Below are 12017 nucleotides of genomic sequence, written 5' to 3'. Positions count from 1 at the left end.
AAAAACGTCCCGCAATCGTCGAATCATGCCGGCAGGATCCCGGTCGAGAGCGGCAGGATGTCCACGGGATCGCCCGGCCGGGCGGCGGGAGCCCGGGGCGGACGGACCACCAGGCAGTCCGCCGCCGCGAGCAGCGACATCACGGAACTGTCCTGGAGCGGGAAGGGGTGCGCGACCAGTTCCCCCGACGGACCGCGTTCCAGGCGGGCGCGCAGGTAGTCCTGCCGGCCGTCGTTCTCCGCCAGCGCGATCCCGAGCGTCGCGCGCGCGACGGGTTCCGACGTGTCGGCGAGCCCTTGGAGGCGCCGGAGCAGCGGGCGCAGGAACAAGAGGCCGCAGACCATGCTGGAGACCGGGTTCCCCGGCAGGCCGAGCAGCGGGACGTCGCCGAACCGGCCGAACATCAACGGCTTACCGGGACGCATTGCGATCTTGTAGAAGTCGAGCCGCATGCCCCTCTCGCCGAGCACGGAGCGCACCAGGTCGTGCTCGCCGACCGAGGCGCCGCCGGTCGTGACCAGGAGGTCGAAGCCGCGGGCGGCCTCGGCATGCGCGGTGAGCGAGCGGGCGTCGTCGCGCGCGATGCCGAGATTGGTCGCGTCCCCGCCCGCCGTCGCGACGAGGGCCGCCAGCGCCAGGGCGTTGGAGCTGACGATCTGGCTCGGCCCGATCGGCTCGCCGGGCATGACGATCTCGTCGCCGGTCGCCAGGATGGCCACCCGGGGCCGGCGGTGGACGGAGAGCCAGGGGACGTTCATCGCCGCCGCCAGCCCGATGTCGCGGGCACCGAGACGGCGGCCCGCCGTCAGCCCGACGGTGCCGGTCGTGAAGTCCAGGCCGGCACGCCGGACGTAGCGTCCGGCCGGGTAGGGCTCGGCGACGACGACGGCCTCGCCCTCGGCGGTGGTGTCCTCCTGGATGACGACGGTGTCGGCCCCGGCGGGGACCGGCGCGCCGGTGAAGATCCGCACCGCCTCGCCGGGCCCGACCGTGCCCTCGAAGCGGGCGCCGGCGGCGACCTCGCCGATCCTGCGCAGACGCGCCGGCGCGGTCGCCACGTCGGCGCCGCGGACGGCGTAGCCGTCCATCGCCGATACCGCCACCGGCGGCTGGGTCACCCGGGCGGCGACGTCCGCAGCCAGTACGCGGCCGAGCCCGTCGGGAAGCGCGACCGTCTCGGCGGGGAGCGGGGCGACCGCGGACAGCATCCGTTCGAGGGCGTCCGCGACCGGGATCATTCCGGAGCGCTCCAGTGGCCGCTCCTGCCGCCGGCCTTGTGGACGAGGCGCACCTCGGCTACGGCCATGCCGCGGTCGACCGCCTTGCACATGTCGTAGACCGTCAGCGCGGCGACCGCGGCGGCGGTCAGCGCCTCCATCTCGACGCCGGTCCGGCCCTTGAGCTTGCAGGTCGCCGTCACCTCGACCTCGCTGCGTTCCGGCACGCAGACGAGATCGACGGCGACGGAGGCCAACGGCAGGGGATGGCAGAGCGGGATCAGGTCGGGCGTCCGCTTCGCCGCCATGATGCCGGCGAGGCGGGCGACCGAGAGCACGTCCCCCTTCTTGACGCCGCCGGACATGATCAGGGCCAGCGTTTCAGGCTGCATGCGGACCGCGGCGCGGGCCGTGGCCGTCCGTTCGGTCTCGTCCTTGGCCGAGACATCGACCATGACGGCGCGGCCCTGGTCGTCGAAATGAGTGAAATCCCCCCCCATGGGCTCACGCCGTCCCGGCCGGCGCCAGCAGCGCCCGTACGGCCGCCGTGACGTCCTCCTGGCGCATCAGGGACTCCCCGACCAGGAAGCAGCGCGCACCCGCCCGCGCCATCCGGGTCAGGTCCGCCGGCCCGTACAGTCCGCTTTCGCTGACCGCGAGACGGTCCGGGGGAATGTGCGGCACCAGCTCTTCCGTCGTCTTCAGATCGATCGACAACGTCTTGAGATTTCTGTTGTTTACTCCGATCATCCCGCAGTCCAAGCGCAGCGCGCGATCGAGTTCGGCGCGGTCGTGCACCTCGACCAGGACGTCCATGCCCCAGTCAGTGGCGGCGGCGGCAAGCTCGCGTGCAGCACCGTCGTCGAGGGCGGCCATGATCAGAAGGATGCAGTCGGCGCCCAGCGCCCTGGCTTCGGCGACCTGATAGGGATCGAGCATGAAGTCCTTGCGCAGGACCGGCAGCCGGCATGCGGCCCGCGCGGCGACGAGGAAGGAGTCCTCGCCCTGGAAGTAGGGAACGTCCGTCAGCACGGACAGGCAGGAAGCCCCGCCCGCCTGATAGGCCCGCGCCAAGCTTGCTGGATCGAAATCTTTCCTTATCAAGCCCTTAGACGGCGATGCTCGCTTGATCTCTGCGATCAAGCCGTAGCCTTGGGCACTGGCGCCGCGAAGGGCCGTCGCGAAGCCGCGCGGCCTGTCGGCGGCGCGGGCGGCGGCTTCCACCTCGGCCGGTGGCCGTGCGGCCCGGCACGCGGCGACGTGGCGGCGCTTGTCCGCGCAGATGCGGGCGAGGACGTCGCTCATGCCCGAGGTCCGCCGTTGGTGATCTCCACCAGCCGCTCGAGCACCCGGCCGGCCGCGCCGCCGTCGATCGCGCCGCGGGCCAGGGCGGCGCCAGCCTGGATGTCCTCCGCCCGCCCGGCGACGACGAGGGCGGCGCCGGCGTTCAGCAGGACGATGTCGCGGTAGGCTCCCGGCTCGCCGGCGAGCAGTGCGCGGATGGCCTGCGCATTGGTCGCCGCGTCGCCTCCCTTGAGGGCCGCCAGGTCCGAACGGGCCAATCCGGCGTCTTCGGGCGCGACTTCGAAGGTGCGGACGGTGCCGTCCCTCAGTTCGGCGACGTGGGTGACGGCCGTCGTCGTGATCTCGTCCAGCCCGTCGGAGCCATGGACGACCCAGGCCCGTTCCGAACCGAGGCGGCCCAGCACGCGTGCGAGCGGCTCGACCCAGCTCCGCGAGAACACGCCCAGGAGCTGGCGACGGGCGCCGGCTGGGTTCGAGAGCGGTCCCAGGAGATTGAAGATCGTGCGCGTCCCCAGCTCGACCCGCGTCGGACCGACATTGCGCATCGCCGTGTGGTGGCGGGGCGCCATCAGGAAGCAGAGCCCGAGCTCGTCCAGCGAGCGCTGCACCAGCGCCATGTCGCATTCGATGTTGACGCCCAGCGCCTGGAGGACGTCGGCCGCACCCGACTTGCTGGACGCCGCGCGGTTGCCGTGCTTGGCCACCGGTACGCCGCAGGCGGCGACGACGATCGCCGAGGCGGTCGAGATGTTCCAGGTTCCCGCCGCGTCGCCGCCGGTACCGCAGGTATCGATCGCGCCGGGCGGAGCCTCGATCGGATGGACCTTCGCGCGCATCACGCGCGCGGCGCCGGCGATCTCGTCCACCGTCTCGCCGCGCACGCGCAGCGCCATCAGGAAGCCGCCCATCTGCGCGGGCGTGGCGTTGCCCGACATGATGACGTCGAAGGCCGTCTCGGCCTCGTCCTCCGTGAGCGAGCCGCCGCCCGCCACCTTGCCGAGCAGGGCCTTCAGGTCGGACATGTCCCTGGTCATGCCGCGCGCTCCATGGGCTTCGCGAGGGCGAGGAAATTACGCAGCAGCTCGTGCCCGTGCTCGGACGCGATGCTTTCGGGGTGGAACTGCACCCCGTGGATCGGCAGTTCGCGGTGCTGCATGCCCATGATCAGGCCGTCCGCCGTTTCCGCCGTCACCGCGAGGCAGTCCGGCAGGCTGTCGCGCTCGACGATGAGCGAATGGTAGCGGGTGGCGCGGAACGGCGAGGGCAGCCCGTGCATCAGGCCCTGGCCGGAATGACGGATCTCGTCGACCTTGCCGTGCATCGGCACCGGGGCCCGCAGGACCCGGCCGCCGAACGCCTGCCCGATGGACTGGTGCCCGAGGCAGACGCCGAGAAGGGGCAGGCCGATCTCGGCGGCGGCTGCGATCAGGGGAAGGCAGATCCCGGCGCGGTCGGGGTCGCACGGCCCGGGAGACAGGACCACGGCGCTCGGCCGTGCCGCGAGCGCCTGCCCGACCGAGAGCGCGTCGTTGCGCCAAACCGTCACGTCGGCGCCGAGTTCACCCAGAAAATGCACGAGGTTGTAGGTGAAGCTGTCGTAATTATCGATCAGGAGCAGCATAGCGAAACCGGCCCGAGCCCTTCGAAACCTAGGAAACCGTACCCTACAGTGCAGACGATGGGATTTCCAGCGTGACGCCCGGCCACGAGGCCGGCGTTGCGGAGGGGCCGGTTTTGCGCCAGTACTTGGTCCACCGGCCGCTCGATGCCGCCCAGACGGAACCCGCCGCATGAACGATACGACGACGGCATCCCCGTCCGCCCAACGGGGAGACTGAGCTTGTCCGCACGACGAAAGCCCGCGCGGGCCGCCCGGCGTCGGCGCGGGAAAGGGCGCGCAGCCGTCCGTCCGTTCCGGCTGGCCACCTGGCTTGCCGTCCTCGCCGTCGCCGGCGCGGGGCTGCTGTACGGCTCCGGGTGGGACGTCGCTTCGATCTTCCCCGACGACCGCCCGCCCGAGCGCGTCGCGACGGCGCGTCCATCCCCCGCCGTCCAGGCCGCCCGGCCGACGCGCCCGCCGGATCCCGCTCCTCCGCCGGGTCCCGCCGCTGCGCGGCAACCCCGGGAGCCGGCCCCGGACGCCGCCGTTTCCCGGCCGGCCGTCTCCCGGCCGGCCCTCCCCGAAACGGCTGCCCCGGAACCGGCTGCCGTTCCGCAGCCCGCCCCGGCGCCGGAGCAGCCCCGGTGGCTGCGCCATGCCGCCGTCGGCCAGCCGCCCCGCGGGCGGCCCATGATCGCGGTGGTGATCGACGACCTCGGGGTCGACCGGCGGCGCAGCGGCCTGGTCGCCGGCCTGCCGGGCCCGCTCACGCTCGCTTGGCTGCCCTATGCGCGCGACCTGCCGAAGCAGACGGCCTCGGCCCGGTCCGCCGGGCACGAGCTGATGGTGCATCTGCCGATGGAGCCCTCGGGCGCCGCGGACCCCGGGCCGGGCGCGATGCTGACCCAGCTTCCGGCCGAGGAGCTGAAGCGGCGGATAGAGGCCGGGCTCGCGGCCTTCGACGGCTATGTCGGGGTGAACAACCACATGGGCAGCCGCTTCACCGAGGACCGGGCCGGGATGTCGGTCGTGCTCGGCGAAATCGACCGCCGCGGCCTGATGTTCCTCGACAGCCGGACCAGCGGCCGCAGCATCGGCTATGCGCTGGCGCGCGAGATGAAGATGCCCGCCGCCGCCCGCGACGTCTTCATCGACCACGACCCGTCGTCCGGGGCGGTCCTGGCAAGCCTGAAGCAGCTGGAGACCGTCGCGACCCGGCAGGGGCATGCGATCGGCATCGGCCACCCCTACGACGTCACGATCGACGCCCTGAGGGAATGGCTGCCCAGCCTGGAGGCCCGCGGGTTCGTCCTCGTGCCGGTCAGCACGATCGTCCGGTCCCGCGACGGAGCGGTCGGCGCGACGCGGGTCGGGGCCGGGCCCAGCTAGGAGAGGAGTTCCCGCCGGCCGGTCAGGCCGGAGCCTGGGCGAAGCGGACGGCCTCCTCGGCGGCGCGGATCAGGGCGGTGGCTTTGTTCACCGTCTCCTGGTACTCCGCCTCCGGGTCGCTATCGGCGACGACGCCGCCCCCCGCCTGGACGTGCATCATGCCGTCCTTGAGCACCGCCGTCCGCAGCGCGATGCAGGTGTCCATGGCGCCGCTCGCGCCGAAATAGCCGACGCATCCAGCATAGACGCCCCGTCGCGCCCGCTCCAGCTCGTCGATGATCTCCATCGCCCGGACCTTGGGGGCGCCGGAGACGGTGCCCGCGGGAAAGCCCGCGAACAGCGCGTCGAGCGCGTCGAGCCCCGGCGCGATCTCGCCCTCGACGTTCGAGACGATGTGCATCACGTGGCTGTAGAGTTCCACCGCCATCTGTTCGGTGACGCGGACGGTGCCGACGCGCGACACGCGCCCGACGTCGTTGCGCCCGAGGTCGAGCAGCATCAGGTGCTCGGCCAGCTCCTTCGGATCGGCCAGCAGATCGGCCGCGAGCGCGCGGTCCTCCTCGGCGTCGCGTCCCCTGGGCCGGGTGCCGGCGATCGGCCTGACGGTGACCCGGCCGTCCCGGAGCCTGACCAGGATCTCCGGGCTGGAGCCGACCAGGGACAGGTCGCCGAGGTCGAGGAAGAAGAGGAACGGCGACGGGTTGAGCCGGCGCAGCGCCCGGTACAAGGAGAAGGGCGGCAGCCGGAAGGGCACGCTGAAGCGCTGCGACGGCACGATCTGGAACGCGTCGCCCGCCCGGATGTATTCCTTCGCCCGCTCGACCATGGCCAGATAGTCGGCCCGCGCCGTATTCGAGACGGGCGCCGGCAGCGGAGCGGCGTCGGCCTGGGCCGCGATGCTCTGGCGGGGCGCGCTGCGGCCGAGATCCGCGACCGCGTCGGCCAGCCGCTCGACGGCGTGCCCGTAGGCGGCGTCGGCATCGACGCCGTCACGCGGCCAGACCGGCGTCACCAGCGTGATCAGGCTGGTGATCCCGTCGAAGACGGCGACGATCGTCGGCCTGATCAGGATGCCGTCGGGCACGCCGAGCGTGTCCGGCCGGGTATCCGGAATGCGCTCGATCAGGCGCACCATGTCGTAGCCGAGATAGCCGAACAGTCCGGCCGCCATGGGCGGCAGTTCCGGCGGCAGGTCGATGCGGCTCTCCGAGATCAGCGACCGCAGGGACTGGAGGGCGGCTTCGGGGCAGGGTTCGAAGGCATGAGGGTCGAGCCGCGCGGAGCGGTTGATCTCGGCCTCGCCGCGCCGGCACCGCCAGATCAGGTCCGGCTTCAGGCCGATGAAGGAATACCGGCCCCGGATCTCGCCGCCGGTCACGGATTCGAACAGGAAGCTGTTCGGCTGTCCGTCCGCCAGCTTGATCATCGCCGAGACGGGCGTGTCCAGGTCGCTGACCAGCGAGGTCCAGACGACCTGCGGGCGGCCGTCGCGATAGGTGGCCGCGAAGGCCGCGCGGTCCGGCAGATGCCTCATCGCGGATCAGTCCTGGCGGTACATCTGGTCGATGACGCCGCGGTTCACCTCGACGTCGTGGCTGGACCGGAGCGCCGCGGAGTACTGCGCCAGCAGGTCGGACGCGACCGCGCGTTCCAGCTGCTCCGCCAGCGCCGCCACCCGCGTCCCGTCGGCCTCCGGGTCGGGTACCTCGACCTCGGCCAGGCGGACGATCACCTGGCCGCCCTGGCCCGCCGCCGTCGCCACCTCGCCCGGCGCCATCTCGAACAGGCGGTCGACCAGGCCCTCGGGGATGCGCCCGCGGCCGTTCCCGCTCCGGTCGATCGGGCCGACGGTCGCCGATTCCGCCCCGGCGGACGCCGCGACCTCCTCGATGGTGCCGCCGGCGCGCAGGGCTTCGGCAAGCTCCTCGGCGCGGGCTGCCGCTGCCGCGGTCCGCTGCTCGGCCTGCCATGCCGCCACCACCTCGTCGCGCACCTGCTCCAGCGGCCGCAGGGCCGCCGGGACCACGTCGTCGACCTGGGCGACGAAATAGGAACCCTCCCGGGTCTCGATCAGCGTGCTCTGCTCCCCCTCGCCGAGCCGGAACGCGCGGTCGAGGACGACATCGAGTCCGGGAAGCTGCTCCACCATCTCGCCCTGCGGGTTGCGCCCCTCCGCATCGACCGCGGGCAGCGTCGTCACGTGCAGGCCGAGTTGCTCGGCCGCTTCCGGCACCGTCACCCCGCCGGCAAGCACGTCGTCGAGCTCGTTGGCGACTTCGAACACCCGGTCGGCCGCGCGGTCGCGCTTCAGGTCGGCGGCGATCTCGTCGCGAACCTCGTCCAGGCCGCGTACGACCTCCGGAGTGACGGAGGTGACGCGGAAGACATGCCAGCCCAGCGGGCTCTGCACCGGATCGGACACTTCGCCGACGCCGGCCGCGAAGATCGGCTCGGCCATTTCCGGCAGCAGGCCGTCGCGCGTGAGATCGGGCAGGGGCTGGACGGCGGCGCCTTCGGCCTGCGCGGCATCGCCCATGGGCGCGCCGCCGCGCGCGGCCTCGGCGATGCGCCGGGCGGTGTCCTCGTCCTGGACCAGCACCTGCTCGACGTCGCGGCGCTCGGGCGTGCGGAAGGCGGCGCTGCGCTCCTCGTAGGCGGCCTGGATCTCCTCCTCCGCGACCGGGATCTCGTCCATCAGGTCTTCCGGCGCGATCCGGGCGATGGTCAGGGCGCGATACTCCGGCGCGGTGAAGCGGACGGCCCGCTCCTGGTGGAACTTGGCGATCGTCTCCTCGTCGGGTTCCGGCGGCGCCGGCATCGCGTCGTTGGCCAGGAACAGGACGTCGGCGGTCCTGCGCTGCGCCTGGTGGCGGTAGACGTCGGCGACCAGCGGCTGCGGAGCCGTGGCGCCCGAGGCGACCGCCTCGAGCAGCAGGGAGTTCAGAACGTCCGAGCGGACGGCCTGGAGATAGGCCTGCTCGCTCAGCGCGTTCGACGACAGGACGCGGCGGAACAGAACGGGGTCGAACTGTCCCTGCGCGTTGCGGAACGCCGGCTCCTCCCTGATCTGCCGGAGCAGCAGCTCGTCGCCGGGGGCGAGGCCCAGGGAGTCGGCTTCCAGCGCATAGAGATGGCGCGAGATCAGCTGGTCGAGCGCCGCGTCCAGCAGGCCGAGCTGCCGTGCGCCCTCCGTGTCGATGTCGGTCTGGAACATCTGGCGCATCCGGTCGATTTCCGTCCGGAAGGCCCTGTCGAGTTCGGTCGTGGTGACGGTCCGGTCGCCGACGCTCGCCACCTCGGTCGAGACCTGTTCCCGGAAGATGTCGCCGACGCCCCAGACAGCGAAGCTGAGAATCAAGAGAACGAAGAGGATCTTGACGACCCAGGAGCCGACCTTGCTGCGCAACGCTTGGAGCATGTGACGCGTACTTTTCCGAAACGACAGGAGACCCGGAGGCAGGAGGCCGACCGGGAAGGGCGCGGCATGATATGGGTACCCTGGATCGGCGGCAACAATGCATTTCCCCTTCGCCGCCGAGTTGCTAAACACGTCGGGACCGACCCCGATGACGATGGAGAGAGACGAACATGGCCCGGCGGAAGCTGATTGCGGGGAACTGGAAGATGAACGGCCTCTTCGGCGAAGGGACGACGCTCGCGAAGACGCTGGCGGACCGTCTCGCGTCGGCCGGCCCGGTCGGCTTCGACATGCTGATCTGCCCGCCCGCGACGCTGGTTCGGACGGTCGCCGGGCTCGCGGCCGGCAGCCCGCTGCTGGTCGGCGGCCAGGACTGCCATGCGAAGGAGAAGGGAGCCCATACCGGCGACGTCTCGGCCGAGATGCTGGCGGACGCCGGCGCCGGCCACGTGATCGTGGGGCATTCGGAGCGCCGGCAGGACCACCGCGAGTCGGACGCGGTCGTGCGCGCCAAGGCCGAGGCCGCGCACCGCGCCGGGCTGGTTGCGATCGTCTGCGTCGGCGAGACGCGGGAGGAACGCGACGCCGGGCGCGCGGAGGAGATCGTGGCCCGGCAGGTCGGCGGGTCCCTTCCCGAGGGGGCCGACGGCGCCAACACCGTGATCGCCTACGAGCCGGTCTGGGCCATCGGCACCGGCCTCACCGCGACGGCCGCCGACGTGGCGGGCATGCATGCCCATATCCGGCGGGAGCTCGAGGGAAAGGTCGCCTCGCCCGGGGAGATGCGCATCCTGTACGGCGGTTCGGTGAAGCCGTCGAACGCCGGCGAACTGATGGCGATCGGCGACGTCGACGGCGCGCTGGTCGGCGGCGCCAGCCTCGTGGCGGACGATTTCTGGGCAATCGCGGAAACTTGCCGCTAGCATCGCACGGCCGTACTGAGTACATAACGGGGCAGGGCGCGCCGCCGATCATGACGACTGCGGCGCGCCCATCGGTTTTTGGGAAGTGGCATCATGGTAGCGGTGATTCTCGTCATTCACCTCCTGCTGGCGATCGGCCTGATCGGCGTCGTCCTCGTCCAGAAGTCGGAGGGCGGTGGGCTCGGCATCGGCGGCGGCTCCATGGGCGGCATGATGACGACGCGCGGCACTGCGAACCTGCTCACCCGGGCGACCGCGGTTCTCGCCGGCTGCTTCATGCTGACGAGCATCGGGCTCGCGATCCTCGCCAGCGGGCAGAGCCGGCCGCGCTCGATCGTCGACCAGCTGCCCACCATGGAGCAGACGGTGCCGGCGGCACCCGCGGCACCCGCCGCACCCCTCGGGGAGTGACGGGACTCCCGGTGCGGGAGCCCTCGCCAGCGGCGGACAAGGTTTCGAGGCGGCAGTAAAGCCGCCTCTTCTCTTTTTGTAGGGTTCGGTATTCGGCTCCAGGAACGGATTCGCGAAATGACGCGCTATATTTTCATCACCGGCGGCGTGGTCTCATCCTTGGGCAAGGGCCTGGCCGCCGCCGCCCTGGGTGCTACGCTGCAGGCGCGCGGGTACAAGGTCCGGCTCCGCAAGCTCGACCCCTACCTGAACGTCGATCCCGGCACGATGAGCCCGTACCAGCACGGCGAGGTCTACGTCACCGACGACGGCGCCGAGACCGATCTCGACCTCGGCCACTACGAGCGGTTCACGGGCGTCTCCGCACGCAAGAGCGACAACGTCACGACCGGGCGGATCTACTCGAACGTCATCGCCAAGGAACGCCGCGGCGACTATCTCGGGGCGACCGTCCAGGTCATTCCGCACGTGACCGATGCGATCAAGGAGTTCATCCGCGCCGACGTCACGGACGAGGACTTCATCCTGTGCGAGATCGGGGGGACCGTCGGCGACATCGAGAGCCTGCCCTTCCTCGAGGCGATCCGGCAGTTCGGCAACGAGGTCGGACAGGAACGCGCGCTGTTCATCCACCTGACCCTGCTGCCCTACATCCCGTCGGCGGGCGAGCTGAAGACGAAGCCGACGCAGCACTCGGTCAAGGAGTTGCTGTCCGTCGGCATCCAGCCCGCGATCCTGCTGTGCCGCAGCGACCGTCCGATCCCGGACAACGAGCGGCGCAAGATCGCCCTGTTCTGCAACGTCGCGCAGGAGCGCGTGATCGCGGCGCTCGACGTCGACACCATCTATCAGGTGCCGATCAGCTACCATGAGCAGGGCTTCGACGTTCAGGTGCTGAAGTATTTCGGTTTCCCGACGGACGGCGCGCCCGACCTGTCGATGTGGCGCGAGATCGTGCATCGCGTCCGCCAGCCGGAAGGCGAGGTGACGATCGCCGTCGTCGGCAAGTACACGAGCCTGCTCGACAGCTACAAATCCCTCGGCGAGGCGCTGGTCCACGGCGGCGTCGCCAACAACGTGAAGGTTAATCTCGACTGGATCGACGCCGAGATCTTCGAATCGGAGGACGCGGTCCATCATCTGGACGGCGTCCACGGCATCCTGGTGCCCGGCGGGTTCGGCGAGCGCGGCTCGGAAGGCAAGATCCGGGCGGTGCAGTTCGCCCGCGAGCACAAGGTGCCCTATTTCGGCATCTGCTTCGGCATGCAGATGGCGGTGATCGAGGCCGCGCGGAACATGGCCGACATCCCGAACGCCGGCTCGTCGGAGTTCGGCCGGAACCAGGAGCCGGTCGTCGGCCTGATGACGGAGTGGGTCCGCGGCAACACGCTCGAGCAGCGGTCGGTGGAAGGCGACCTGGGCGGCACCATGCGGCTCGGCGCCTATGCCTGCCAACTCATGGCGGGCAGCCGCGTGCGCCGGATCTACGGATCGGAGGCCATCAGCGAGCGGCACCGCCACCGCTACGAGGTGAACATCAACTTCAAGGGCCAGCTCGAGGCCGCGGGCCTGCGCTTCTCCGGCCTGTCGCCCGACGGCGAGCTGCCCGAGATCGTCGAGCTGCCGGACCATCCGTGGTTCATCGGCGTCCAGTTCCATCCGGAGCTGAAGAGCAAGCCGTTCTCGCCGCATCCACTCTTCACCGACTTCATCCGCGCCGCGATCGAGCAGTCGCGGCTGGTGTGACGCAGAGG

General features: G+C 71.2%; 11 protein-coding genes. 4 read left to right on the top strand and 7 right to left on the bottom strand.

The window, feature by feature from the left end; genetic code table 11:
• Nucleotides 1-23 precede the first annotated feature (23 nt).
• The 5 genes from VGO20_RS08215 to VGO20_RS08195 are packed head-to-tail and all read right to left on the bottom strand — an operon-like array spanning nucleotide 24 to nucleotide 4143.
• Complete coding sequence (locus tag VGO20_RS08215; RefSeq protein ID WP_327501827.1) at nucleotides 24-1238, bottom strand: molybdopterin molybdotransferase MoeA; 1215 nt, start codon at nucleotides 1236-1238, stop codon at nucleotides 24-26.
• Nucleotides 1235-1717 carry a cyclic pyranopterin monophosphate synthase MoaC gene (gene moaC, locus VGO20_RS08210; protein ID WP_327501826.1) on the bottom strand — a complete coding sequence of 161 codons (483 nt, stop codon included), beginning with the start codon at nucleotides 1715-1717 and terminating at the stop codon, nucleotides 1235-1237. Before moaC ends, VGO20_RS08215 begins: the two co-directional genes overlap by 4 nt.
• Before the next feature lie 4 nt (nucleotides 1718-1721).
• Nucleotides 1722-2522, bottom strand: coding sequence for an indole-3-glycerol phosphate synthase TrpC (gene trpC, locus VGO20_RS08205; protein ID WP_327501825.1), 801 nt, complete (start codon nucleotides 2520-2522; stop codon nucleotides 1722-1724).
• Entirely contained in the window at nucleotides 2519-3556 is a 1038-nt protein-coding gene (gene trpD, locus VGO20_RS08200) for an anthranilate phosphoribosyltransferase (RefSeq protein ID WP_327501824.1), read from the bottom strand. The genes trpC and trpD overlap by 4 nt, the downstream gene beginning before the upstream one ends.
• Nucleotides 3553-4143 carry an anthranilate synthase component II gene (locus VGO20_RS08195; RefSeq protein WP_327501823.1) on the bottom strand — a complete coding sequence of 197 codons (591 nt, stop codon included), beginning with the start codon at nucleotides 4141-4143 and terminating at the stop codon, nucleotides 3553-3555. The genes trpD and VGO20_RS08195 overlap by 4 nt, the downstream gene beginning before the upstream one ends.
• 219 nt (nucleotides 4144-4362) lie before the next feature.
• On the opposite strand from VGO20_RS08195, the gene VGO20_RS08190 reads away from it, so the two are divergent.
• Complete coding sequence (locus VGO20_RS08190) at nucleotides 4363-5511, top strand: divergent polysaccharide deacetylase family protein (protein ID WP_327501822.1); 1149 nt, start codon at nucleotides 4363-4365, stop codon at nucleotides 5509-5511.
• A 22-nt stretch (nucleotides 5512-5533) separates the two neighbouring features.
• On the opposite strand, the gene trpE is transcribed toward VGO20_RS08190, so the two are convergent.
• Both trpE and VGO20_RS08180 read right to left on the bottom strand, forming a co-directional pair.
• Nucleotides 5534-7045, bottom strand: a complete 1512-nt coding sequence (gene trpE / locus VGO20_RS08185; protein WP_327501821.1) for an anthranilate synthase component I — start codon at nucleotides 7043-7045, stop codon at nucleotides 5534-5536.
• Between the two features lie 6 nt (nucleotides 7046-7051).
• Nucleotides 7052-8929 (bottom strand): SurA N-terminal domain-containing protein, encoded by a 1878-nt coding sequence (locus VGO20_RS08180; protein ID WP_327501820.1) that lies wholly within the window; start codon nucleotides 8927-8929, stop codon nucleotides 7052-7054.
• 170 nt (nucleotides 8930-9099) lie between these two features.
• On the opposite strand from VGO20_RS08180, the gene tpiA reads away from it, so the two are divergent.
• From tpiA to VGO20_RS08165, 3 genes are all read left to right on the top strand, one after another.
• Nucleotides 9100-9852 (top strand): triose-phosphate isomerase, encoded by a 753-nt coding sequence (tpiA, locus tag VGO20_RS08175; RefSeq protein ID WP_327501819.1) that lies wholly within the window; start codon nucleotides 9100-9102, stop codon nucleotides 9850-9852.
• Nucleotides 9853-9945: 93 nt separating this feature from the next.
• Complete coding sequence (gene secG / locus VGO20_RS08170; RefSeq protein WP_327501818.1) at nucleotides 9946-10263, top strand: preprotein translocase subunit SecG; 318 nt, start codon at nucleotides 9946-9948, stop codon at nucleotides 10261-10263.
• A 117-nt stretch (nucleotides 10264-10380) separates the two neighbouring features.
• On the top strand, nucleotides 10381-12009 hold the full coding sequence (locus tag VGO20_RS08165; protein WP_327501817.1) for a CTP synthase: 1629 nt from the start codon (nucleotides 10381-10383) through the stop codon (nucleotides 12007-12009).
• Nucleotides 12010-12017: the final 8 nt, after the last annotated feature.

It is taken from the genome of Arenibaculum sp., assembly GCF_035998295.1.
In the GTDB taxonomy this organism is placed as follows: Bacteria; Pseudomonadota; Alphaproteobacteria; order Azospirillales; family Azospirillaceae; genus DASYHS01.
Note: the sequence above shows the minus strand (reverse complement) of the source record. Positions and strands in the feature narration are given on the sequence as shown.

Bases quoted from the DNA above. Each gene is read 5' to 3' on its own strand.
- trpD (WP_327501824.1), bottom strand. From the start codon at position 3,556: ATGACCAGGGACATGTCCGACCTGAAGGCCCTGCTCGGCAAGGTGGCG.
- tpiA (WP_327501819.1), top strand. From the start codon at position 9,100: ATGGCCCGGCGGAAGCTGATTGCGGGGAACTGGAAGATGAACGGCCTC.
- trpC (WP_327501825.1), bottom strand. From the start codon at position 2,522: ATGAGCGACGTCCTCGCCCGCATCTGCGCGGACAAGCGCCGCCACGTC.
- VGO20_RS08215 (WP_327501827.1), bottom strand. From the start codon at position 1,238: ATGATCCCGGTCGCGGACGCCCTCGAACGGATGCTGTCCGCGGTCGCC.
- VGO20_RS08195 (WP_327501823.1), bottom strand. From the start codon at position 4,143: ATGCTGCTCCTGATCGATAATTACGACAGCTTCACCTACAACCTCGTG.
- moaC (WP_327501826.1), bottom strand. From the start codon at position 1,717: ATGGGGGGGGATTTCACTCATTTCGACGACCAGGGCCGCGCCGTCATG.
- secG (WP_327501818.1), top strand. From the start codon at position 9,946: ATGGTAGCGGTGATTCTCGTCATTCACCTCCTGCTGGCGATCGGCCTG.
- VGO20_RS08165 (WP_327501817.1), top strand. From the start codon at position 10,381: ATGACGCGCTATATTTTCATCACCGGCGGCGTGGTCTCATCCTTGGGC.
- VGO20_RS08180 (WP_327501820.1), bottom strand. From the start codon at position 8,929: ATGCTCCAAGCGTTGCGCAGCAAGGTCGGCTCCTGGGTCGTCAAGATC.
- trpE (WP_327501821.1), bottom strand. From the start codon at position 7,045: ATGAGGCATCTGCCGGACCGCGCGGCCTTCGCGGCCACCTATCGCGAC.